Genomic DNA, 21,710 nt, shown 5'->3' with positions numbered 1-21,710 from the left:
CTATAGTAGATTCTATATAAAAATCGGCTAGAATCAGTTTTTCTGAAGATTAGACCATTCCTCTACATAGGAAGCAATCTGTTTCGCAGGATCAAAGACGGGACCACTGTGACACACTTCTAATCTAACCGGCTTTAGCTTTTCAACGATACGACTGCTTTGGACCGCTTCATGCATATCACCCGTAAACATCTTCATCGGTCGTGTTAGTTTCCCTTTTTTGGATGTAAATAAATCACCTGCAAGCAGGACCTGATCCTGTTCATGAAAATACACAACATGACCTGGAGAATGACCCGGTGCTAAGTAAGTATGCAGCGCTCCAAAGGAAGGAAGCTGACCATCTTCTTCTATATAAAAGGGACGGGCTACATCTTTAGGCAAAGTCTGCTCTGCCTTTTTTCTTCTTGGGTAGGGCAAGTTGCCTTCCAGGTAAGGAATTTCTATTGGATGTGCATATACAGGTGCCTTCGTGCTCTCCACTATTTTTAAGACAGATCCTACATGATCCGAATGACCATGCGTTAAAAGAATTTGCTGTATAGGGCCTTTATCTAATTTCTTTACAAAAGCTAGTATGTCTTTAGCCATCCTGCCTATACCCGCATCCACTAAGGTAACGCCACTTCCCTCCTGATTGGCAACAATCCATACGCGCACTCAAAGAACATCCAGCTTTTTAATGTCCAAATATGATCTGAGATTTGTTCAATCTTCATGATCCACTCTTCCCTTCTCTTATTTTCTCATCAAACCCGAGCAACAGCGTCTCAAACGCTAAGTTAAATGTCCCTTCTAGACGTTCATATAATTCTTCCATACTTTCTTTAGAGTACTCGTAGGTGGAAATGATTCCATGAAGCATATAATAGTAAACCCGGGTGAAGGTGAGGATTCTTTCGTCTCCTTTGTGTAAAGAGAAGTTTTGCTGAATTGCTGTCTCAAGCATTTGGAAAAGATGATTGCGAAGTTCTGTAAGTGGGATTGCTGACTCTTTAAGGTCCACCCGCTCTGCATTAGCACCAAAAAAGATTGCATGCATGTTCCGATGCTGTAAGCAAAAAACGATAAACAGAGTGCTCAACTGAATGATTCGTTCCTTCGGCAGAATATGTTGATCATCAAGTACATCCTGCATCCTTTCTTTCAGTACGGAAAGTGGTGGTAAAGATAACGCATGGAGTAATGCTTCTTTGTCATTAAAATAAATATAGATCGTAGTGTGAGAACATCCTGCCGTTTTTGCAATTTCACGCATTGTGACAGAATCGTATCCTCTCTCTGAAAACAAGGTAGCTGCTGCCGCTAAAATAGCCTGTTTTGTTTCCTCAGATCGCTGGGCTTGACTCCTTGCCATGAAAATAATCCTCCTCTTTTTATAACCAAAGGTTAGTAACCAGTGGTTATATTGTAATACGCTGGACGGGGTGTTGTATATAGAAAAATAAAAAAACAAGCAAAGTGAGTTTTACACCCTCTGCTTGTTTCGTAATTCATTATCTGTAAATCAACATTTGTAATTCAATATTTGTAATTCACCAATGTAATTTACGATCTATAGTTCCAATCGTGTTTTTAGAAAAGCGATTGTTTTCCAAGATGGACAGATCTGTAAAATTGATAAAACCAAGGTCTGAAACTAGAAATGAATACGGAGCAAAATTACACGAAAATTACAGTTCCATGCTCGGATTGTTCATCGTATCTATTTTCGCCATATCCGCATCTAGCTATTTTACACGTTCATTAGGTTCATCGAGTTCAATGAGTCCGTTAGGTTTCATTAAGTTCATTGAAATCATTGAGATCAATTGAGTTTAATGAGTTCATTGAGTTCATTAAGATTATTGAGCTAATGAGTTCATTGGGTTCGTTGGGTTTGTTGAATCCGTTGAGTACATTGAGTTCGTTACGTTAATTTGGTTCATTTTTAATAACTACCCTGTCTATTTTGAAAATCTTATTCCTCTTCAATGATGTGATCTCCCCCAACGATAACAAGCGATGTGAACTCAGCCTTTTCAAGCGGGTTTGACAGTTCCAATGACGGCAATTGATATCTTAATCGCACAGCCTCATCATGAAACCCATGATTCTCCAGAAAACGTTCTACAATGAGCAGTGACGGATGATCCGCTTGGGCTCCTACCTCACGTGCAATCCCAAGGACAGCTGGAAGGCTGGCTTTTTCTAAAAATGCTTGAACAGCAGCTTCATCTCTACTCTCGATTTGTTCTAACCATTGCTTCTCATCTTCTGTTGCTATACCGAATTTATTTGGCAGAACAATATGGAGAGATTCTCTAGTTAGAACACAAGCCTGTCTTCTTCGTTCTTCTTGTAAAGTGCGTATATACTCATAAGGGCGGTCAATAACAGGAAGTTCAAAGGTAGTACGCAGCATTGTTTTTATTTCTTCTGCATATTGTTTCTCTTCTGGTGTATCACGATAAGGACTCTCTTCTTCTTCACGCTTCCATTCAGTAACTTGCTTCAGGTAAGCAGCCTCACTCTCGAAATCGTTATAAAATAATTCACTGTTATCCAAATGGATACTAAGAAAATCACGAAAATTACGAGCGATGAGCCTATTCGTATGTCCAAAATCCATGGGGCTGATACAAACAATCGGGGCCTCGTCCAAATTGTCTACTGTACCGAAATCAGTGAGAAACCCATAATGAATCCCATCACAGCCATTTGACCCAAACACCACCACATCACACGGAGTACAGTAGTAGCGAAAACCACCGATTTCTGGTATTAAACCAATTGTTGAATCTAAAACCTTCATATTCCCCTTTATTTCATGCCATTGATCCAGCTCCATTAGACGTTTTAGATCACTCGGAATCTCATATTTACCAAAGTTCATTCTAATCGCTTCATCTTGTTCCTTCATATTATGGCACCCTCCATTAAGACTGTTGTATCTAACAATACGGGAAGAGTGCCATGTTATCCTGCATTACCCATAATCTAGAAAAAGATGGTATAACCTAATCCATGGCTATATAACTGAACCATTTTCATATAACCCTTAGTTCACTTGATTAAGAGTTATGGATCAAAATAGTCTTATTTTTTATATAGTTACGTACGAATTTATCATTCTATTGAGATATAAAATTGACTTCCTTACTTGCGCTCTCTAAGAACAATCGCGGTTAGAGGCTCAAGAATGATCCCTTTATCTATCCATTGCAAGCCTTGTGGGTCTTTCAAATTATGAATGCCCGCTCTTGACTGATCGACAATAACATCAAATCCGGAATAATCTTTCGTTAGTCTAAGTCTTCTTGACTTGTCATCTGCATTCACAAAGACATGATAATACTCACTAAGGTTGCTGGAAGCACAGCTATATGCAATCACCAAATCTTCCTTAGTAATATCAGGAGTCTTAATTAGGTTTACATTTTGATCAATAAGAGTAAGATCCCCTAATCGAAAAGCATCAGATGACTTACGCAGCTGAATAAGGCCCTTCATATGTTCACGGGTTATATGATTTACTGGGTAGCTTGTACGATCCGTCGCTTTTGCCCAATCAAACCGGTTAATCGCATCCGATGAATCACAGGAATCATGGATAAAATAACCCACTACCTCGCCTTTACTATCCGTAAGTTCGTTATATTTATCCTCTGGCTGACCTGCCGCTTCCCATTGCTTCGTTCGTCCATATTCCTGACCCCCATGTATAAATACGGTCCCTTGTGAGGTCAACAGCAGCACGTTTCCGATTCGAATACGCCGGTGAATTTCTTCATCGTGCTCAGCTACCTTTGGATCTTTATGAATCGAAATAGCAATCACATCATAGAGGGTTAGATTGTCATGAGCTTCGATATACTGCACGACATCTCCCGGACTGTCGGCCGGAAAATTAGATGGCTGTGCCTTTATATTTTTAAAGATCAACTCTATATTCCTAGCTCCACCTGTCAAAAAATGCGGCTCTCCCTCAGATCCAAAACCTGACTTGAGCTCATTACGCATCTCATCGGAGAACACACCCACATTATCCGTTTTATCCATCCAGTCTTGATCTGCGGCCATTCCTTTTAGAGACACATCATGCTTGTCCCCTGCAAAAGTACGCCACCCTTCACCAATAAACAGCGGGCTTGGATGGATACGAGCAGCTTCATCGTACGCTTTTTGTACGGCAGGATACGTTGCATCCCCCATCATATCCCAGCGCATACCATCAATTTTATACTCGCTAAACCAGTATTTTACCGAATCAACGAGCAGCTTCTCAGCCATAGCACGGTCTGTAGCTAGATTGTTGCCAAATGCTCCAATAAACTCACCATCTGCATCCTGCCAAGCATAATACCCAGGTACGATATTATTCAGGAAGTCCACAATGGCCATATGCGTATAAACCACATCTAAAATCACACCCATTCCTGCCTGATGAATCGCATGAATCAGCATTTTCAGTTCTTTAATGCGCAGCAGAGGATCTGCTGGATTCTCAGAATAAGCTCCAGTAGGCGAAAAATAATGCTTTGGATCATAGCCCCAGTTGTACTCATTGTTTATAGCGGAATGATGGAGTTCCCTCTCCCCCATTTTGGTCTCGTCACCATAATACCAAGCCATCACGGGCAGCAATTGTACATGTGTCACTCCAAGAGATCGAATATAATCAAGCTTATCTACGAAAGCTCTATATGTACCCCATCTTGCTGAAAGTTCACCTTCTATCGCCGGATCAGAAGTAAAATCTCGTACATGGATTTCCCATATTATCGCGTCTTCCCTTTTCTTATAACCTTCTATATGTGCAAAATCAAAGTGATCAGGAGCCGTATTTGCGAGATTTACGATTGCTGCTTTTCCTATTTTGTCGCCATCGCTTCCCGCATCGCCCGTAGTATTAACCCTCGAAGGAGCCATTGATTTGGCGTAAGGGTCCAGCACTTTTCGGGCCACTCCTTCATTCGTTACTTCGTACTGATAAAAGTATCCGCATAAATCATCTGTACCGAGCTGTGAAGGCAATAGATGGATAGCCCACACCCCGCGATCTTCTTTAATAAGAGGAAACTGACCTGCAAGCTGGGTGTCATCATTTTTATCGTATAAGTAAACAGTAACTGCTTCTGCAAGGGGTGCCCATAGTTTTAATGTTACTTTGCCTGAATGGTAACTCGCCCCTAAATCGTTCCCGCTGTATGCGTATCTCTGGTCGAACACTTTCCACTCGCTTGGTTTACGTACTACGTTTGCCTTCGCATCTTGATACAACAGTTCTTTTTTCCCCATGTGTTATAACTCCTCCGCTGGATAACTTGTGATCTAGCCCTATTTATTTAATTCATTATTCCCTAAAATCAACTTACTAGAATCGAAATAGATTCACTAAGAACTATTAAGTCAAAAGTGGAGAGTAAAAACATAAGGAATAAAAATTCAACCTTTTTAGCTTGTACTTAGTTTCTGTATTAATTCATCTCCTAACTGAACCGCCAGTTCTGTTAAAAGCGGAATTTCTTCTTTTGTAATCTGGTCGAGATGGGCACCGCAGCAAATGGCAAAGTTACCACGAAATGATTTGCGCAGCCTTACAGCAACTTCTTCTGTAATATAAAATTCCTTATGCGTCTGTAATTGAATCGTTTGAAGAGGTTCTAGACGAGCCCCCGCTGTAATGGTACCAAGGTGCGGACGATCTCCGCCCGTAATAAGTACGACTACATCCTCCCCCATAAAAATGGCCTGTAGCTGTAGATGAATCCGTCCTGATTTTTTTTCGAGTACAATCATTAATAACTTACTCCTATCTCTCTCATCTTATATATCTAAAATGAGCCTACCTGGATCAAGATATGTATTCTGCTATAGAAATCACAAAAAAGCAGCACTCTTTAAAAACAGAGCATGCCTAACACCTGCTATCCGGTCATTCTTTACATATATAATTTGCTCCCCTACCCTTTACTCATAGGTCACCCCTCTGATCTTCAAGATGCTTTCACTTAGCGTGCGGCGGCCTGTTGGCTTCTCCTTATCGTGAAATTTTTCATCCAGCTGGTCAATTGTCCCTTGGTAACCCAGTGCAACCACTGCATGCGGTTCAATATATTCTGGGAGTCCAAGAACCTCGATCGCTTTTTCACGATTAAATCCACCAATTGCTCTTGTAGAAAGACCTAGGAGATTCGCTTGTATGGATAAATAACCCCAGGCTGTTCCTGCATCAAACTTATGGGCACTGTTGATTTCTCCGCTATCATCTTTTCTTTTATCTGATGCAATTAAAATAAGTACAGGAGCTTTATCCGTCCAAAGACGGTTCCCCGGCAGTATAAACTGCTGAAATAAGGTATGCTCTTCCTCCGTTTGTGCCACAGCAAAACGCCATGGCTGAAGATTACTGGATGAAGGCGCCCATCTAGCAGCCTCTAATACGGTATATAGAGTCTCGCTTGACACAGGTTTATCTGCAAAAGAGCGGGAAGACCAGCGTTCGATAAATAAAGGATTTACAGGGTATTCTGCATTTCGATACACCGAGATGTCTTCCGAGACTGATTTCTTGAATACTTCACTTTTTTCCTTATCCCCCTGATTTACCTGCAGTCCCGTTTCCTTTGTGCTCACTATAACCAGCTCCTTCGATTAAGTAAGATCATATAAAATAATTTCTGTTATTATTATTGTTTTGTTCCGGGCAGGATGCGATATTTCTCTGTAAAAACTTCAAAAAAAGGAGTCGTGTCTCTTTCCGCCATTGTAGAAGTTGCCCCTTTGTTCCAGCCAATCTCCGATCTCCAGCTGCCTAGCAGTCCTGAACTGCGAAGCTCCTCCTCATCTACTTCTACCGAAATTTCCGCTTGAGGTGCCACATACAATGCATCTACCGGACAGTAAGCTTCACATATAAAACAGGTCTGGCAATCTTCCTGTCTTGCAATAAAGGCAAGTGATTCATTCATTTCAAATACATTCGTCGGACATACCTTAACGCACATCTTGCAGCCTATGCAGCGATCTGTACTCACAAGTTCAATCACGAGCTTTGCCACTCCTTTGCAGGCAACAATTCATGAGCATGAGGAGCATGCTCCACACTTTGGCAGATATCATCAATGCCTGATAAAATGATGCGGTGGGTTTGAAGCGGGTCCATATAGGGGTATTCTTTAAGCGCCTGGAGTCCTCTTGTTTCTTTGCGAACGAGTGCCGCTGTATACATCCATCTCGCAGCGGCCAGCATTCCAGCCGACTCTCTTGATTTCACTCTTTCTTGAACCGTGGAAGCCGTTAGACCGTTGATTGAAGGGAACAGAGAATGTAATCGACCTAATGATTCCCTAATGACGGATTCACTTCGGAAGAAGTTTATTTCAAGCGGCAAAACTTCTTTTTGTATAGATGAGATCATTTGCTTTATGGACAGCTCACTCTTCTGTTCACTCTGCGTACTTACTAGTCCATATCTGCCAGCGGGAAGAAGGGAGCGGGTGTCTGCTTTTCTAGAGTTAGCCAGGGCGTACGCGGCTGCTCCTTCCCCTGCCCAAGTTCCACTGCATATGGCCCAGGATGCGTTATATGATCCGCCTCCAGTCATTGCTCCCATCACTTTTTCCCGAGAAGCCGCATCTCCTGCTGCATATAATCCAGGAACTGTCGTTTCGCAATTACTCGTTGTTATGCGAATTCCTCCTGTTCCTCTCATGGTCCCTTCATAACGCAGTGTCAAAGGAAATTTATCACGAAATGGATCAATGCCGGCTCGTTCCAAAGGCATGAAGAAAATGGGATGTGCATTGCGTAAGAACGCACGCTTCTCTTCTGTATCTGCTAGATCTAATGATGCATATACCGGACCTTCAAGGAGCATCCTTTGCATACTGCCAGGAGTTCGTTCGCCCGATCGAATACGCTCCCCATTCTTATCATACAGACTTGACCAAGCAAGCATTCGTCCTCTCGTTACACTTCCGTCAGCAAAGCTTGGTGCGTACTGCCTGCTAAACTCCATACCAGATAGATCTGCACCTGTCTCGGCTGCCATTAATAACCCTTCACCCGTCAGCACATTGCAGCCAAGTCCTTTACTAAGAAACGTACACCCGCCTGTCGCAATAATGACCGCGTTCGCTCGAACTTCGTAGTCAGCACCGGTTATTCGGTTGACCCCCCTTGCTCCTCCGACACCATGTTCATCGACGAGTAACTCCAGGGCAGGGGACTGATCCAGAATCGTAACCCCCGCTTTGCGGACCACTTTTCTCATAAGTTTCATATATTCAGGTCCATGCAGATGAGTACGAAGTGTGGTTCCATCTGAATCTTTTGGAAAAGGGTATCCCCATTCCTCGATCAGCGCGAGGTTCTGTTCTATTTGCTCAAGTACACGGTAGATCCATTTCGCCTCAGATAAATAGCCTCCATCCTTCAGACGAGTTTGTACCGCCTTTTCTCTTAGTTCAGATATATCAGGTATAACAAGAAGCGTTGTCCCTCCTGGAGCTGTCGCCCCGCTTGAACCAAGATACCCTTTATCAGCGAGAACAACTTTTGCTCCCTGAGAGGCCGCACTCCAAGCAGCCCAGGCACCCGCTGGACCTCCACCTAATACAAGTACATCTGCGGTCAACTTCACATCATGGTCATTTGGCATTTTCGTTTCCCTCCTCTCCTTCCACTAATAGAGCGATTCTTCGTCTCTCTTATTTGAGTACCCAATCGTTAATTTCAAAATTTCTTTTCGCCAGTTTCTCCTCGACGAGGAAGTCTTTTGTTCCCTCCAGCAGTTTCAGCCCTTCCTCTGTAAACGGTTCTTCCTTAATCGCACTGATTGGATTCGTCTGCTTCACGATCTCCACGGATTGACCTTGCAACTGAGCTATGAACTCGTAGTACTCTTCTTCATGTTGCTTCAGATCAGCGAGTGCCTTTTCACGGGCATCATTCCACACTTTTTGAAAATCAGGAAAAGAGGCAAGATACTCATCCGCTGCTACTGTTGTTCCGCTTCCTCTCAGATGCGGATGTTTTGTGGCATCATCGAGATGGATAAATCCTGCCTCGATCTGTTCTAATGCCCCCTGAGTAGTATTGTTCGTCATTGCATCTACATCGCCCCTTGCAAGGGCTGCCTTCGCATCGGGTATCAGCATGTGCACGAGTTTATAATCCGTTATACCTGCATCTTTCAGTAACCCAACCACATATCGATGCATAAAAGAGCCTTTTTGAATGGCAATCGTTTTTCCCTTCAGCTCTGAAAGAGTCTTTGGTCCATCCTTTTTCCCAATTAGATAGCCGATTGAATTAGTTGATCCCTGTGTAATAAGCCGGATTTTAGCTCCGGATGAATAGGCAATAATGGAAGGAGTGTCTCCCATGCTCCCAATATCAAGACGACCACTGATAAGAGACTCTGTTAAATCAGGTCCGTTAGGAAAACCCGTCCATTTTACTTCAGTAATCCCGTGTTTTTTTAGCTCCTCCTGAATAATCCCTTTATGGAGGCCCCAACCTTCAGGTCCACCAGGTAAATTAAGATCATTCGTACCAATAAATCCAAAGTTCAGTACTGGTTTTACGTTTCCCTTGGCTTCTGCAGTGCCAGCCTTCGCAGCTGATGTCTGCGCACCTGGCTGAGCATCTGAGCTTTCTCCTCCTGTATTACTGCAGGCTTGAAGTAATAATAAACTTAGGAACAATCCGGCTATAAACAGCCTTCGGGGTAGCATACTGCTTCTTTTCTTCGATTTCAGAAACTTATTCATCATGTCTAATGGCTCCTCTTCATTTTAATTAGCGCCTGTATCTTAAGATCAGCCCAGATAACTATCGCGATAGTGAAGCAGCTTTTTCTCTAAAATCCGCATCATAGAGTCGATCAGCTTACCTACGGCAGCAAAAATGATAATGCCGACAAATATAACCTCTGTATCTGAATTTTGCTTTGCCTGATTAATAAGGAATCCAACCCCTGACTTAGAACCAATAAGTTCGGCTACAACAAGTCCAATCCAGGAGACAGCCAGCGACAAACGGACACCAAGTAAAATACTCGGTAAGGCTGCAGGAAGAATGAGTCTCATCAGTTTTCGCTTCAAGCTGAATTCCAGCACCTCTCCTACCTCATAAAGTTTGTTATCGACGTTTCGAATTCCCGTGTAGGTATGGATATAGAGCGGAAAAAAAGCGCCGCTTGTAATGATGACAACTTTGGATATCTCTCCAAATCCGAACCACAGAATAATAAGAGGAGCAATCGCAAGATGCGGAACAAGCCGCAAGACTTGAATACTTGGATCCACAAGATATGAGGCAATTCGCGAAAAACCTGTAAGGGTGCCAAGCGCTAATCCTAGAAAGGATCCTGCAAGAAATCCAATAAACGCACGATACATGCTAATCCCTAAATGATGAAAGAGTTCTCCTGTAGCAATGAGATGAGAAAATTCTTGAGCAATGGAGAACGGAGTCGGTAAAAATAGAGAAGAGATATAGCCCTCACCCGCTGCATATTGCCATACTGCAATGATAATGAGCGGAATAAGCAGCGCAGCGGCTAGATCAGCTCCCTTTTTCCCCTTCCGCTTTCGGATATTCCTCGGTCGATACCTCTTGTGATGGTTTGCTATGACTGTACCTTGAATCTTACTTGGCCTATTTGCTTTGTGCTGCAGTATCGGATCTGCCCGCTCGTTCATTTCCATCCTCCCTTTCTATTTTCTTAGCCGCCATATGTATCTTTCCATCGCAGCATACGAGCCTCAACCAGCCTTACAAGCCCGTCTGTAGCCAAACCCGCACAAGCGAAAATAATGATGCCGACAAAAACAACCGGGGTGTCAGCGAATTGCCTGGCGTCGGACATCATATATCCAATCCCTGAGGTAGAAGCAATCAGTTCGGCTACCACTAGTCCAAGCCAGGAAAGGCCAATCGATAACCTTACACCGAGCAAAATGTTTGGCAAAGCTCCTGGAATCACAAGTCTTACGATTTGCTTCCATTTGTTGAAACCGAGAACCTTAGCTACCTCAAATAACTTATTATCTCCCCCGCGAATTCCCATAAAAGTATTGATATAAAGGGGGAAAAATGCGCTTTTTGCGATCAGTAATATTTTTGATTCTTCGCCGATTCCAAACCAGAGAATAAAAAGAGGTACCACAGCTAAGCTTGGAATCATTCTTATCATCTGGATCGATGGATCAAGAAACCTTTCTGAGGTTTTAAATAAACCTACCAGAAGCCCCAAAATAAACCCCAGACTTCCGCCAAGCAGAAAACCAGCCAACGCTCGCATGATACTCACTTTAAAATGTCCCCATAAATCCCCTGATAGGGTTAGCTGGATTAGTGCTTTACCAATCGCAAACGGGGTTGGAAATAATAATTCAGAGATCACACCGTAAAATCCAAGAAGCTGCCATACTAGAAGTACAGATACAGGTATAATTAGACCTAGTCCCAAGAGGCTCCATTTTCCTGGACTCTGCTTTGAAGACGTGGCTGTAATACTGCTCAATTTGATTTCCCCTCTCCAACCTAAAATAGCGAACATACCTTGCCGCCTTATCAAGGCTAGCAGGATATCTCCGCAGGTACGGTCGATATGTTATGACAACGGTATGTTGCCACAAAAAAGAGGTATTGCTGCGCGGCTGACCGCGTGCAATACCTCTGTATGAACAGTCGGTTTATGCATTCCATATTAATCCAATGGGGATTAAGTAAATTAAAAATATCACCTTTCCCATTTCTTGTCAACGGGAATCGTATTGGTTATTTTACATCTGACCTAAGCTACGTAAATTTTCTATAGCTTTGCTGCTATGAAATAAAGCCCATCAGTCGTTTTACTTCCTTTGTATTCGCCTTAGAAGTTAGCTTCTCAAGCAGAAGAAACGCTACATCAAAACCCATTGACGGACTTGATGAAGTGATTAGATTATCGTCGATAACAATCGGCTTGTCAGGAATAATCTTGGCACCCATCTCCGCAAGCTGGGCCTGTCTTTTTCCATTACTCAAATGGTATGTTGTGGCGTTTCTTCCTTCGAGAATCCCGCTTTTTCCAAGAACCAGCGCTGCTAAACAGATCGTCGCAATGATCTTTTTCTGACGATTAAATTCACGTACCAGCTCCAGCACATCTTCCCGGAAGGCATCCTCAAAATAACCCGCTTCTTCAAATCCGCCTGGAATCGCTAATCCATCGAAATCATTTGCACTAACTTGGTTAATTAACAATTCTGGTGTCACCTTGAAATTCCACGTACACGCTAGTGTGTCTCTCGTTCCTACGGTGATGAGTTCCGTAGTTCCATCCCCCTCCAAACGGTTCCAACCCAGCACATCGGTAAATACACTGGCTTCTATTGCTTCAAATCCATTAGGCAACAACAAACAAATCCGCTTCATAAGGATCATCTCCCTTTCTGCTTTTCTAAAATCAATATGGCGAGTAGATAAAAAGTAATTCGATATCTTATAGATTATTCTTAGATACGGTCAATCGCTTCATAGAACCTTAGCAAAAAAAGGGATATAATACGAAAAATAAAGGATAGATGAAAATCAAAACCAATTCACCCAGGAGGGAAATAAATGATTGTATCACCAAAGCAAACAACTGTAGGATTTATCGGTACCGGCGTTATGGGCAAAAGTATGGCAGGGCATCTGCAAAAAGCCGGCTATCCTCTTCATGTCTATACAAGAACTGCCGCCAAAGCAGAAGAATTGATCAAGCAAGGTACAACTTGGCATGAGTCACCGGCAAGCCTTGCAGCAGCATGCGAAGTGATTATTACTATGGTAGGGTACCCCAAAGACGTGGAAGAAATTTATCTTGGAGAAAATGGAATCATAGCAAATGCTCCTTCGGGTGCTTATCTCATTGATATGACGACATCTAGTCCACAGCTCGCTGCGCGAATCCATGAAGAAGCTTTGAAATCAGGGCTGCATGCTCTTGATGCGCCAGTATCGGGTGGAGATATTGGGGCAAAGAATGCCAAACTATCCATCATGGTCGGCGGAGAGAAAGCAGATTATGAAACAGTTAGCCCCATCTTTGGGCTGATGGGCGAAAATATTGTATACCAAGGATCTGCAGGAGCTGGTCAACATACAAAAATGTGTAACCAGATCGCGATCGCATCCAATATGATGGGTGTCTGCGAAGCGCTAGCGTATGCAAAAACTTCAGGACTCGATCCAGAGACCGTATTGAAAAGTATTGAGACAGGAGCCGCAGGAAGCTGGTCACTCAGTAATCTTGGTCCGCGAATGATTGCAGGCGATTATGAACCTGGATTTTTCGTTAAGCATTTTATTAAAGATATGGGGATTGCTCTATCTTCGGCAGAAGAGATGGGACTGCAGACACCGGGTCTTGCTTTGGCCAAGTCTTTGTATGAAGAATTATCAGATCTTGGATACGACGATAAAGGAACGCAAATCTTATATCAGTACTATATGAAATTCAGCAACTAAATCTATCTTTGTGCAAGAGACATAATTCCGATATCATCGGGCAAAGATATAAGGGCATAAGAACTGCCTAATCTTCCCTTTATGCACCTAGTAGATGAAAAAAAGGACCTTCTATGCTACAATACTGAAATTGCTCTGGCAATTATTCTAGGGAGGTTTATGGTATCACATGCTGATTATTGGTATTGCCGGGGGAACCGGTTCAGGTAAAACAACAGTAGCTCGTTCCGTTATTGAACGTCTAGGTTCGAGTAAAGTGACTTTTATATCTCAGGACAACTACTATAAAGATCAGGCTCATCTTAGTCTGGCTGAGCGTGAGCTCACCAACTATGACCATCCGTTTGCGTTTGATAATGAGCTGTTAATTCAGCATTTAAATGCTCTTAAAAATGGACAAACTGCCCTTGCTCCTGTTTATGATTTTACAATACATGCACGTTCTGCATCAGAGACAGTCCAGCTAAAACCAAACAATATCATCATTATCGAAGGATTACATGTTCTTTCAGATGAAAACCTGCGTGCGATGCTGGACATTAAGGTATTCGTAGACTCTGATCCCGATGTACGGATTCTGCGCCGTGTTGTGCGTGATATTGAGGAACGTGGACGGACCATTCAGTCCATTCATCAGCAGTACCTCGCAACGGTAAAACCGATGCATGAAGCATTTATTGAGCCTTCTAAGAAGTATGCTGACATTATTATCCCTGAGGGTGGTCATAACCAGGTCGGCATTCAGCTTCTGACTGTCCTTACAGAGAAATATCTGTCTGGCGAAAAAAATTGGTAACAGCCCCATTCATCAATGGGCTTGTGTAAAACAAATCAAAGGAGAGACTTCTTGCCTGAAAAAGGCTGAAGCCTCTCCTTTTTCATATCTAATGCAACTTCCTGCTCATTACTGTTGTTTATAAGTTAAGTGAAGAAGTGAATATAAGTAACTAGTAAGGGTGGGAATTACGATGAAAATGAGTCCCTCAGAACGATGGGCTATGTATCCTATGCATCTCATGTTTATGTTTATGATCCATTTCTGCTTTGGAGGGATGAATATTCTCTGGTCCATTTCCTACGGGGAAAACAGTGCTGGAATCTATGTCTTTACAGTTCTCTTCTTGCTTACTTGGCTGCTCTATTCGATATCGATGAGAAATCGTCGGATCGATTTCATGATTATAACTTCTATCTACTGGCTTGGCGGACTGGCATTTTTCTTGCTGCTTTACACCTATAATCAAGACTCCACTTCCACTTTTATTCTATTATTCCCCTTCTATGGCACCCTTGTTGGATTCAGCCGATTATTTGTAAACACATCTTATGAAACCACCGGAATGATCAGCTTTCATCTAATTTATTATGCAATAATTCTGCTCTTCACCCTGTTGGCAGAGAGACGTTCGAAGCGAATGAGCAAGACCATGTAACCCTTCTGTAAAAGCACTAAAAATGGTGAAAAAACAAATAAACATCCCCCAGCGTTGTTACCATCGGGGATGTTTATTTGTTATCGTATTTTTTTAAGCTGTACGTTTGTAAGCTTTGAATGCTGTCTCTTTCTCTGCTTTCTTGCTCAGTGGAGGGTTCATTGTCATAGCAATCAGAACGGAGATTACACATAGTCCGCCGATAACGATAAAGGTTGACTGAAAACCGCCCATCATTGCAGCGATAAACGAACCGGACAGTGCACCAATACCAAAACCTTGATAGATAATGCCGTAGTTTTTGGTTTGATTTTTCAGTCCAAAGAAGTCACTTACTATCGCTGGAAATACGGTAATATTACCTCCAAAACAGAATGCAATTGCTGCTACACAAGCGAAGAACAGTCCAAAGTTTAATGGAACTACGCTAAGTACGACCGCGGATGCTGCCGTTACGGCCAGTGTACAGCCCACAAGTTTTAAGCGGCTGACTTTATCAGACATTGCTCCAAGAATAAGCCGCCCTGCTGTATTAAAGATAGCCACAAGCGCTACAGCATTAGCTGCCGTCGCTGCATCAAGATGGGCTAGCTGAACACCGATATCTTTTACAATACCAATTAAATACAATCCGCTCATACAAGCAGTGAAGAAGATAACAAACAGCAGATATGCTTGTTTCGTGCGAAGCATCTCTCCCACGGTATAATTCACCTGCACAGAAACTGCTGCATTCGAGGTTGTTGTCTGCGTTTTAGAGTCCGCTTTAGCTTCTTCGGATTCTACCGATGCTTCTCTGACGAGCAATGAACCCACCAAAATCATAGCCATGACAATGAGTCCCCAAAACAGGAATGCTTGAGAAACACCAACGGAATGAATCAAACCGCCATTAACATATTTAAAGACAAGACTCCCTGTGCCGTATGCCCCAACGGAGATACCAGAGATCAGCCCTTTTCGATCAGGAAACCATTTCATAAGATTGGATAAAGAAGTTATATATGCCGTACCGTCGGCGAATCCGACAATCACACCAGCTAAAATATACAGAGAAGCCAGTGAACTTGCTTGTGAACTAAGGATTAACCCAATACCAAGCAGAATACCAGCGGCAGCTGTCAATTTGCGAAGACCGATTTTCTCTTGTATTTTCCCTGCAAAGAGAGTGGAGAAGGCGAGTGCAAAGCTGGTAATTGAAAATGTAATGGAAACCGAACTAAGCTCCCAACCGAATTTGTCAACAAGCGGTGAATTAAATAGACTCCATGTATAGATGGTGCCAAGCCCCATCTGCATAATAACGGTACCAAGAACAATAAGAAGGCGATTTACAGGTTTTCCATTCATGTTGTTTTCCTTCTTTCTTTTGTCTAATGTAAGTGTACTTGAGCTCTTAACACACCCTTATTGTAGCGCTTACATTTAAGAAAAAAGCGAAAACAGGAATGAAATAACCTGAATTCGGAATGAAATGCCTCTATAGTCGCATAAGTTGCCTGAACTCTTTAGCTTTACTGCGGCTGACAGGGATTTCGGCATCAAGCTCACTTAACCGAAGTAAATATGTATTATTAAACCATGGGACAATCTCCTTAATTTTCTCTGTGTTCACAAGATAGGAACGATGACAGCGGAAAAAGACCTCTTTAGGAAGGCGCTCATAAAATTCGCTGATACTGAGCTGCATTATGTATTTCTCAGTCTTTGTCACGACCTCTGTTGTCTTCTCTTGGGCTACCGCATAATAAATATCGTTTGCATCAACAACCATGATTTTTTCATTTTTATATAGATTCACCTTGGTAATGGAAGGCGTATGTTGTTCCGGCATCGCTCTGCGCTGTCCTATATATGTCGTTTCCAGTTTCTCCAGCATAGAAGTGATGCGGGACTCACTGTAGGGTTTGAGAATATAGTCAAAGGCCTCTACTTCGAATGCTTCCACCGCGTGTTCCTTATATGCTGTAATAAAGACGATGTAAGGTTTAACAGCAAATTTACTGATGTTATGGGCAAGCAATACCCCGTCAATTGAAGGAATATTGATATCTAAGAACAAGACGTCAACCTCTTGACTCTGCAAAAATTTTAGAGCATCCAGACCATCCTCAAACTCAGCCTCTACCTTGATCTTGCTATGTGTTTCAATTAGATAACGCAGCTCTTCCCTCGCTAATATTTCATCTTCCACAATGATTGCTCTCATTCTACTTAACACCTCTTTTTGTTACATTAAAATCAATGCTTGTCCCCTGATCCAACTGGCGAATCCGAAGACCTTCTCCATAGATCAGCTTCACGCGCTGATGAACATTATATAGCCCGATTTTGTTATCAGGCATATTGTCACTGTACACTTTTCGGATAACTTCCGGTGCTATTCCCGCTCCTGTGTCTGTGATGATAATCCTTACGTTTTCTCCGTAATCTTTGACCGAAATCGTCACTTTCCCCGGCCCCTTAACCTTCAGAATACCATGGACTATTGCGTTCTCAACAAGCGGCTGAATAATAAGGCTCGGGATGCACACTTCTACTTCGTCTATATCATATTCCACTTCAAGCCGATTACCGAATCTAGCTTTCTCAATCTCTACATAATGCTTTACTTGCTCAAGTTCTTTGCGAATATCAATCATCTCATCACTAAGCTCCAGGTTAAAACGCATATAACCAGACAAATTTACAATTAATTCTCTCGCCTTATCAGGATTCGTCCGGATAGAAGAAGCGATGGCATTCAGCGCATTAAATAAAAAGTGAGGATTAATCTTCGTCTGAAGTGCTTTCAGCTCTGCTTTATTGGCCATTGCTTTAATTCCCTCTACTCGTGACACTTCCATGAGTGTAGAGATCATCTGTGACAATCCTACTGCCAGCGCTTGTAAGGAATCCGTAATTTTATGTGCTTTCGCATAATAAATCTTGAGGGCTCCGGTTACCTCTCCCTTTTCTATCAGCGGAATAATAATCAGGGATTGAATAAAAGGGTTCGTATGCTCTGTATCATTATTACGAATCATGATTTCCCCGCTTTTCAGCGTATTCTTCGTTTCCTCGCTAATAATGGCATGCTGCTCTTTATAGTGCTCCTCACCCACACCAATATAAGCCAAAATCTGCTTCGTATCGGTGATCGACACGGCGTCTGCGCCAATCTCATCCTTGATAATGCGGCAAATGGTATGAAGCGAATCCGGAGTGATGCTTCGAAAATAAGGCAGGGTTTTGTTCGCTATATCGAGGGATAGTTTGGCCTGCTTGGCTGCCACTAGCTCCTTCTCCCCTTCAACACTCTGTACGAGCATGACAATAAGACCCACGCTGACTTGGCTGATGATCATGGGAAGACCAATTCGAGAAACGATAACCACACCAAGTGAGGTGGGCTCAGCGAATACGATAATTAAAATCATCGTTAATGCTTCACATGCCATACCTGCGATGATCCCCATCTTCCATCTGCGTTCCCCAGATGTCATACGGTATATTTGTCCTGACACAAATCCGGCTGTAATACTCGTAATCAGACAAGGCAAGGAAGTAACGCCCCCGATATCAATTAAAAAACGATGAATTCCGGAGATAACCCCTGTTGCAAGACCGACCCAAGGGCCAAATAAGATCCCGCCCGATAAGATAGCAATAATTCGGACATTCACTAGGGAACCTTCTACGTTAATACCACTGTAGGTACCAAATAAGGCAAACCCGCTGAAAATGATGGTTGCTAAAATCAGTTCATATCCTGTTTTTTCCCTCTGCTCAAAAAAAGCTTTACATCCTGGTATTCGTGTCAACACAAATAAACACATCAGCAAAAGCGCTGCGCGTTCTAACAGCTGAAGCAACATTAACAAAGACTCCTGCATGATGTTCCATCACTCTCCAAATCCGATCTAGCAATCCGTTCCATATCCTCACATTTTGTTATTGTACCACAGAAAAACGATCGTTTAATGCCACTAACCCCTTACTAAGACACCGCCCAAAATTTAAAATATTTCTCTGTTTATGATTAGAACTTCGATTATGCGGTTATAAATTCAACAGCAAACGAAAAAACAATGGAAAGGTGATGTTAAATATGGGTTGGTTATGGGCATTAATTATTGGTGGTATTATTGGTTGGTTAGCAGGTCTAATCGTCGGCAAGGATATTCCATTCGGTATTGTTGGTAATATTATCGCTGGTTTCATAGGGGCTTGGCTTGGTGGCCTTCTACTTGGAGAATGGGGACCTGAAACAGGTGGATTCCACATCTTCCCTGCACTGATTGGCGCGATCGTTCTTGTTGCTATTCTTAGTCTTATTCTTCGCAGTACAAGAAGAGCTTAAGGATAAACATTGTAAAATCTTTATTCTTTAAATTACGGATATTATTATTAACCATAATACCAGAGAGAGTTCGTACTCTCTAAATAAACCCGAAGTCTCTAGGAGACCTCGGGTTTGTTTTTTTAGATATCCAAAAAGTCTAAGTTTACATCCATTTCTCAGCCCATTTTTCGAACACTCGAAGTGTAACTCCCAGCTCGTTTCCCTTTCGGGTTAATGAATATTCTGTTCTAACAGGGCGATCTGTTATCACGTTTCGAATTACAATACCATAATCCTCTAGTTCTTTCATGCGTTCATTCAACATCCGCTTACTTAGGTCAGGAATAGCCCCTAAGATTTCACTAAATCTCTTTGGCTCTTTCGATAAGGTATGAATAATAATCCCTACCCATTTCTTACCTAAAAAATTATACCCTTCTTCGACTTTATTACATGTCTCCTGTGTATCATTTCGCCCAGTCACAACATGCACCTCCAAGTACTCATATTACTTTTATTCCCTTATATGAGAATATATAACTAAGTAACATTAAATAACCTATTTATATTATTCTACCACATTTTTTTCAACACTAAAATCTTGACAAATATTGCTTTTTATTTAGGTTCACAAGATTGACACAGATTTAGTGAGGGGTTAATATGGTTATGTAAAGTAACTCGTATATAAAAAGTTACCTAAAATCTATTATAAGTAAGGGGTGTAGCTATAGAAACTTATTGGTTCGTCACATTAGAAAATACAAGGTTTAATACAACGGAAAGACAGCATGAATTCTGAAATAGTTTTAAAACCGCTTACATCAGCTATTAGACGAAGGGTATCGAACCAAATGAAGTAACTAGAAGGTACATTGTCAATATCTCTAGTAAGTTAGTATTAAAAACGCAGAACTAAAAAGCTTGTTTATCTAAAAAGCACCCTATAGTACTAACCAGCATTATAGCCTCACGATGATTTATTAGGACTTTAAAAACTTTTTTGTAATTGTGATAAAAGTCGCTGAATAATCAGAGTTAGTATTTGTTTTTAATTCAAGCTGCTTTTTATCTCGTAATGCATCTTTTCACAAAACCACATAAAAAAATCAGACTTATACATACCCTAAGAGGGGATTAAGGAGACAGCATGAATAAAAATAAGAAAAAAACCCACTTTGCTTGGTGGGTACTTGTCGGCGTATCAATCATGGTCGGATTAACAAGAGGCGGCCTCAATAGCTCAGGCGGATTATTCCTGACACCCGTTACACAGGATTTAGGTATTCGTATGGGAGACTTAAACATCTACTTTAGTATTGCTTCCATTGTTACTATGGTCTTCTTGCCCTTCGCTGGTAAGATGATGGCTAAGTACAATCTTCGCAGTCTACTCATAATTTCGGTTGTACTACAAGCTGGTTCATTTGCAATGTTCGGGTTCATGAGCTCTGTATGGGGTTGGTATTTGTTCTCAATTCCTATGGCTATTGGCGCTGTTTTTCTTACTCAGATGGCAGGCCCCGTACTTATTAACAATTGGTTTAAGAAGAATAAAGGTCTGATGATCGGTATTATGATGGCTGTATCCGGCGGTTTAGGCGCAGCGCTTCAACCTATCATTGGTAACTTAATAGCTAATGAAGGCTGGAGAAATACTTACATTATCATTGGTGTGGCTATCATCATCATCGTCATTCCTGTTGTATTTTTTGCACTTCGAATGTCTCCAAAAGAAAAAGGTCTGCAGCCTTATGGCGCAGATGAAGTTACTGAAGAAGATGAATCGAAAACACCTGTACTTGAAAAAGGAGTTTCATTTGGAGTAGCGAAGAAATCCTCTGCACTCTATGCATTAATTGCCTTCTTATTCTTTATTACTGCCATTGGATGTTTTGCTCAACACGTTCCAACCTTTGCAGTAAAACAACTTGGTTATGATGGAATATTTGCAAGTAACGCGATGGCAGGATGGATGGTCGGAGCATTACTTGGTGCTTTAGCTTTCGGATTCTTAACTGATAAGATTGGTGCGAGAAACACAGCTATTTTTGCTATGATCCTAGGACTAGTTCCTGTAACCATTCTATTAACATCTGCTGAGAACTCTGTGATGTTCTCTATCGCAATGGTGATTTTTGGATTTGTGGTTTCATCGATTGGAACACTTGGACCCCTGCTGACATCGGCTTTGTTCGGTAATAAAGAATACAGTCAGATCTATGCAATCGTAGCTCTAGGACTCGCTGTAGCAGGAATTGTTGCCTTGCCTGGATATGGATATATTTACGATGCAACGGGTTCTTACACGCCTGTGTTAATCGGCATTGCTTGTATGATGGTTATAAATATCATCATGATTATCCTCGCGTTTAACGGGAAGAAAAAGCTTGAAAAAGCAGGTGCGTTTAACTAATCCTCTTTCGGATAAAATAAAAAAGACTGCGGGCAAACTAGTTTAAGCT

At 41.9% G+C, this 21,710-nt stretch carries 20 protein-coding genes and 1 pseudogene; 5 read left to right on the top strand and 16 right to left on the bottom strand.

The window, feature by feature from the left end; translation table 11 throughout:
- Positions 1-33: 33 nt before the first annotated feature.
- The 12 genes and pseudogenes from QPK24_RS01355 to QPK24_RS01300 form a co-directional block, all read right to left on the bottom strand.
- Positions 34-660, bottom strand: a complete 627-nt coding sequence (locus tag QPK24_RS01355; protein WP_320416903.1) for an MBL fold metallo-hydrolase — start codon at positions 658-660, stop codon at positions 34-36.
- 55 nt (positions 661-715) lie between these two features.
- A complete protein-coding gene (locus QPK24_RS01350) occupies positions 716-1,357 on the bottom strand; it encodes a TetR/AcrR family transcriptional regulator (protein WP_285745564.1) in 642 nt (213 codons plus the stop codon).
- Between the two features lie 603 nt (positions 1,358-1,960).
- Positions 1,961-2,902 (bottom strand): hypothetical protein, encoded by a 942-nt coding sequence (locus QPK24_RS01345; protein ID WP_285745562.1) that lies wholly within the window; start codon positions 2,900-2,902, stop codon positions 1,961-1,963.
- Between the two features lie 236 nt (positions 2,903-3,138).
- Positions 3,139-5,217, bottom strand: a pseudogene (locus QPK24_RS01340) (alpha-amylase family glycosyl hydrolase); the annotation flags it as partial.
- 219 nt (positions 5,218-5,436) lie between these two features.
- A complete protein-coding gene (gene lpdD, locus QPK24_RS01335; protein ID WP_285745560.1) occupies positions 5,437-5,781 on the bottom strand; it encodes a prenylated flavin chaperone LpdD in 345 nt (114 codons plus the stop codon).
- A gap of 171 nt (positions 5,782-5,952) precedes the next feature.
- A complete protein-coding gene (locus QPK24_RS01330; RefSeq protein WP_285745558.1) occupies positions 5,953-6,618 on the bottom strand; it encodes a nitroreductase family protein in 666 nt (221 codons plus the stop codon).
- A 53-nt stretch (positions 6,619-6,671) separates the two neighbouring features.
- Positions 6,672-7,031 carry a 4Fe-4S binding protein gene (locus QPK24_RS01325; protein ID WP_285745556.1) on the bottom strand — a complete coding sequence of 120 codons (360 nt, stop codon included), beginning with the start codon at positions 7,029-7,031 and terminating at the stop codon, positions 6,672-6,674.
- Positions 7,028-8,644, bottom strand: a complete 1,617-nt coding sequence (locus QPK24_RS01320) for an FAD-dependent oxidoreductase (protein ID WP_285745555.1) — start codon at positions 8,642-8,644, stop codon at positions 7,028-7,030. The genes QPK24_RS01325 and QPK24_RS01320 overlap by 4 nt, the downstream gene beginning before the upstream one ends.
- A 49-nt stretch (positions 8,645-8,693) precedes the next feature.
- Complete coding sequence (locus tag QPK24_RS01315) at positions 8,694-9,761, bottom strand: ABC transporter substrate-binding protein (RefSeq protein ID WP_320416902.1); 1,068 nt, start codon at positions 9,759-9,761, stop codon at positions 8,694-8,696.
- A gap of 45 nt (positions 9,762-9,806) precedes the next feature.
- On the bottom strand, positions 9,807-10,691 hold the full coding sequence (locus QPK24_RS01310) for an ABC transporter permease (RefSeq protein WP_285745553.1): 885 nt from the start codon (positions 10,689-10,691) through the stop codon (positions 9,807-9,809).
- Between the two features lie 23 nt (positions 10,692-10,714).
- The gene (locus QPK24_RS01305) at positions 10,715-11,515 is read right to left on the bottom strand and encodes an ABC transporter permease (protein ID WP_285745551.1); all 801 of its coding nucleotides are present in this window, start codon (positions 11,513-11,515) and stop codon (positions 10,715-10,717) included.
- Between the two features lie 305 nt (positions 11,516-11,820).
- The gene (locus QPK24_RS01300) at positions 11,821-12,411 is read right to left on the bottom strand and encodes a DJ-1/PfpI family protein (RefSeq protein WP_285745549.1); all 591 of its coding nucleotides are present in this window, start codon (positions 12,409-12,411) and stop codon (positions 11,821-11,823) included.
- A gap of 186 nt (positions 12,412-12,597) precedes the next feature.
- Here QPK24_RS01300 and QPK24_RS01295 point away from each other — a divergent pair, with 186 nt between their 5' ends.
- From QPK24_RS01295 to QPK24_RS01285, 3 genes are all read left to right on the top strand, one after another.
- Complete coding sequence (locus QPK24_RS01295; protein ID WP_285745547.1) at positions 12,598-13,488, top strand: NAD(P)-dependent oxidoreductase; 891 nt, start codon at positions 12,598-12,600, stop codon at positions 13,486-13,488.
- 169 nt (positions 13,489-13,657) lie between these two features.
- Complete coding sequence (udk, locus tag QPK24_RS01290) at positions 13,658-14,284, top strand: uridine kinase (RefSeq protein WP_285745545.1); 627 nt, start codon at positions 13,658-13,660, stop codon at positions 14,282-14,284.
- A gap of 172 nt (positions 14,285-14,456) precedes the next feature.
- Positions 14,457-14,921 carry a hypothetical protein gene (locus QPK24_RS01285; protein WP_285745543.1) on the top strand — a complete coding sequence of 155 codons (465 nt, stop codon included), beginning with the start codon at positions 14,457-14,459 and terminating at the stop codon, positions 14,919-14,921.
- Between the two features lie 93 nt (positions 14,922-15,014).
- Here the strand turns inward: QPK24_RS01285 and QPK24_RS01280 are convergent, their stop codons facing one another.
- From QPK24_RS01280 to QPK24_RS01270, 3 genes are all read right to left on the bottom strand, one after another.
- Positions 15,015-16,271: an L-lactate MFS transporter gene (locus QPK24_RS01280; RefSeq protein ID WP_285745541.1), complete on the bottom strand. Its 1,257-nt coding sequence runs from the start codon at positions 16,269-16,271 to the stop codon at positions 15,015-15,017.
- A 130-nt stretch (positions 16,272-16,401) separates the two neighbouring features.
- Entirely contained in the window at positions 16,402-17,130 is a 729-nt protein-coding gene (locus QPK24_RS01275) for a LytR/AlgR family response regulator transcription factor (RefSeq protein WP_285745539.1), read from the bottom strand.
- Position 17,131: 1 nt separating this feature from the next.
- Complete coding sequence (locus QPK24_RS01270; RefSeq protein WP_285745537.1) at positions 17,132-18,796, bottom strand: sensor histidine kinase; 1,665 nt, start codon at positions 18,794-18,796, stop codon at positions 17,132-17,134.
- A 215-nt stretch (positions 18,797-19,011) separates the two neighbouring features.
- On the opposite strand from QPK24_RS01270, the gene QPK24_RS01265 reads away from it, so the two are divergent.
- Entirely contained in the window at positions 19,012-19,263 is a 252-nt protein-coding gene (locus QPK24_RS01265; protein WP_285745535.1) for a GlsB/YeaQ/YmgE family stress response membrane protein, read from the top strand.
- Positions 19,264-19,408: 145 nt separating this feature from the next.
- On the opposite strand, the gene QPK24_RS01260 is transcribed toward QPK24_RS01265, so the two are convergent.
- Positions 19,409-19,729, bottom strand: coding sequence for a winged helix-turn-helix transcriptional regulator (locus QPK24_RS01260; protein ID WP_285745533.1), 321 nt, complete (start codon positions 19,727-19,729; stop codon positions 19,409-19,411).
- Positions 19,730-20,395: 666 nt separating this feature from the next.
- Between QPK24_RS01260 and QPK24_RS01255 the strand changes: the two genes are divergently transcribed.
- Complete coding sequence (locus QPK24_RS01255; RefSeq protein ID WP_285745531.1) at positions 20,396-21,661, top strand: MFS transporter; 1,266 nt, start codon at positions 20,396-20,398, stop codon at positions 21,659-21,661.
- Positions 21,662-21,710: the final 49 nt, after the last annotated feature.

It is taken from the genome of Paenibacillus polygoni, from assembly GCF_030263935.1.
Classification (GTDB): Bacteria; Bacillota; Bacilli; order Paenibacillales; family Paenibacillaceae; genus Paenibacillus; species Paenibacillus polygoni.
This window is presented reverse-complemented; position numbering and strand designations above follow the sequence as displayed.

Coding starts and splice junctions, on each gene's coding strand:
- QPK24_RS01285 (WP_285745543.1), top strand. CDS start 14,457: ATGAAAATGAGTCCCTCAGAACGATGGGCTATGTATCCTATGCATCTC.
- QPK24_RS01345 (WP_285745562.1), bottom strand. CDS start 2,902: ATGAAGGAACAAGATGAAGCGATTAGAATGAACTTTGGTAAATATGAG.
- QPK24_RS01300 (WP_285745549.1), bottom strand. CDS start 12,411: ATGAAGCGGATTTGTTTGTTGTTGCCTAATGGATTTGAAGCAATAGAA.
- QPK24_RS01315 (WP_320416902.1), bottom strand. CDS start 9,761: ATGATGAATAAGTTTCTGAAATCGAAGAAAAGAAGCAGTATGCTACCC.
- QPK24_RS01280 (WP_285745541.1), bottom strand. CDS start 16,271: ATGAATGGAAAACCTGTAAATCGCCTTCTTATTGTTCTTGGTACCGTT.
- QPK24_RS01270 (WP_285745537.1), bottom strand. CDS start 18,796: ATGCAGGAGTCTTTGTTAATGTTGCTTCAGCTGTTAGAACGCGCAGCG.
- QPK24_RS01310 (WP_285745553.1), bottom strand. CDS start 10,691: ATGAACGAGCGGGCAGATCCGATACTGCAGCACAAAGCAAATAGGCCA.
- lpdD (WP_285745560.1), bottom strand. CDS start 5,781: ATGATTGTACTCGAAAAAAAATCAGGACGGATTCATCTACAGCTACAG.
- QPK24_RS01275 (WP_285745539.1), bottom strand. CDS start 17,130: ATGAGAGCAATCATTGTGGAAGATGAAATATTAGCGAGGGAAGAGCTG.
- QPK24_RS01350 (WP_285745564.1), bottom strand. CDS start 1,357: ATGGCAAGGAGTCAAGCCCAGCGATCTGAGGAAACAAAACAGGCTATT.
- QPK24_RS01320 (WP_285745555.1), bottom strand. CDS start 8,644: ATGCCAAATGACCATGATGTGAAGTTGACCGCAGATGTACTTGTATTA.
- QPK24_RS01255 (WP_285745531.1), top strand. CDS start 20,396: ATGAATAAAAATAAGAAAAAAACCCACTTTGCTTGGTGGGTACTTGTC.
- udk (WP_285745545.1), top strand. CDS start 13,658: ATGCTGATTATTGGTATTGCCGGGGGAACCGGTTCAGGTAAAACAACA.
- QPK24_RS01265 (WP_285745535.1), top strand. CDS start 19,012: ATGGGTTGGTTATGGGCATTAATTATTGGTGGTATTATTGGTTGGTTA.
- QPK24_RS01295 (WP_285745547.1), top strand. CDS start 12,598: ATGATTGTATCACCAAAGCAAACAACTGTAGGATTTATCGGTACCGGC.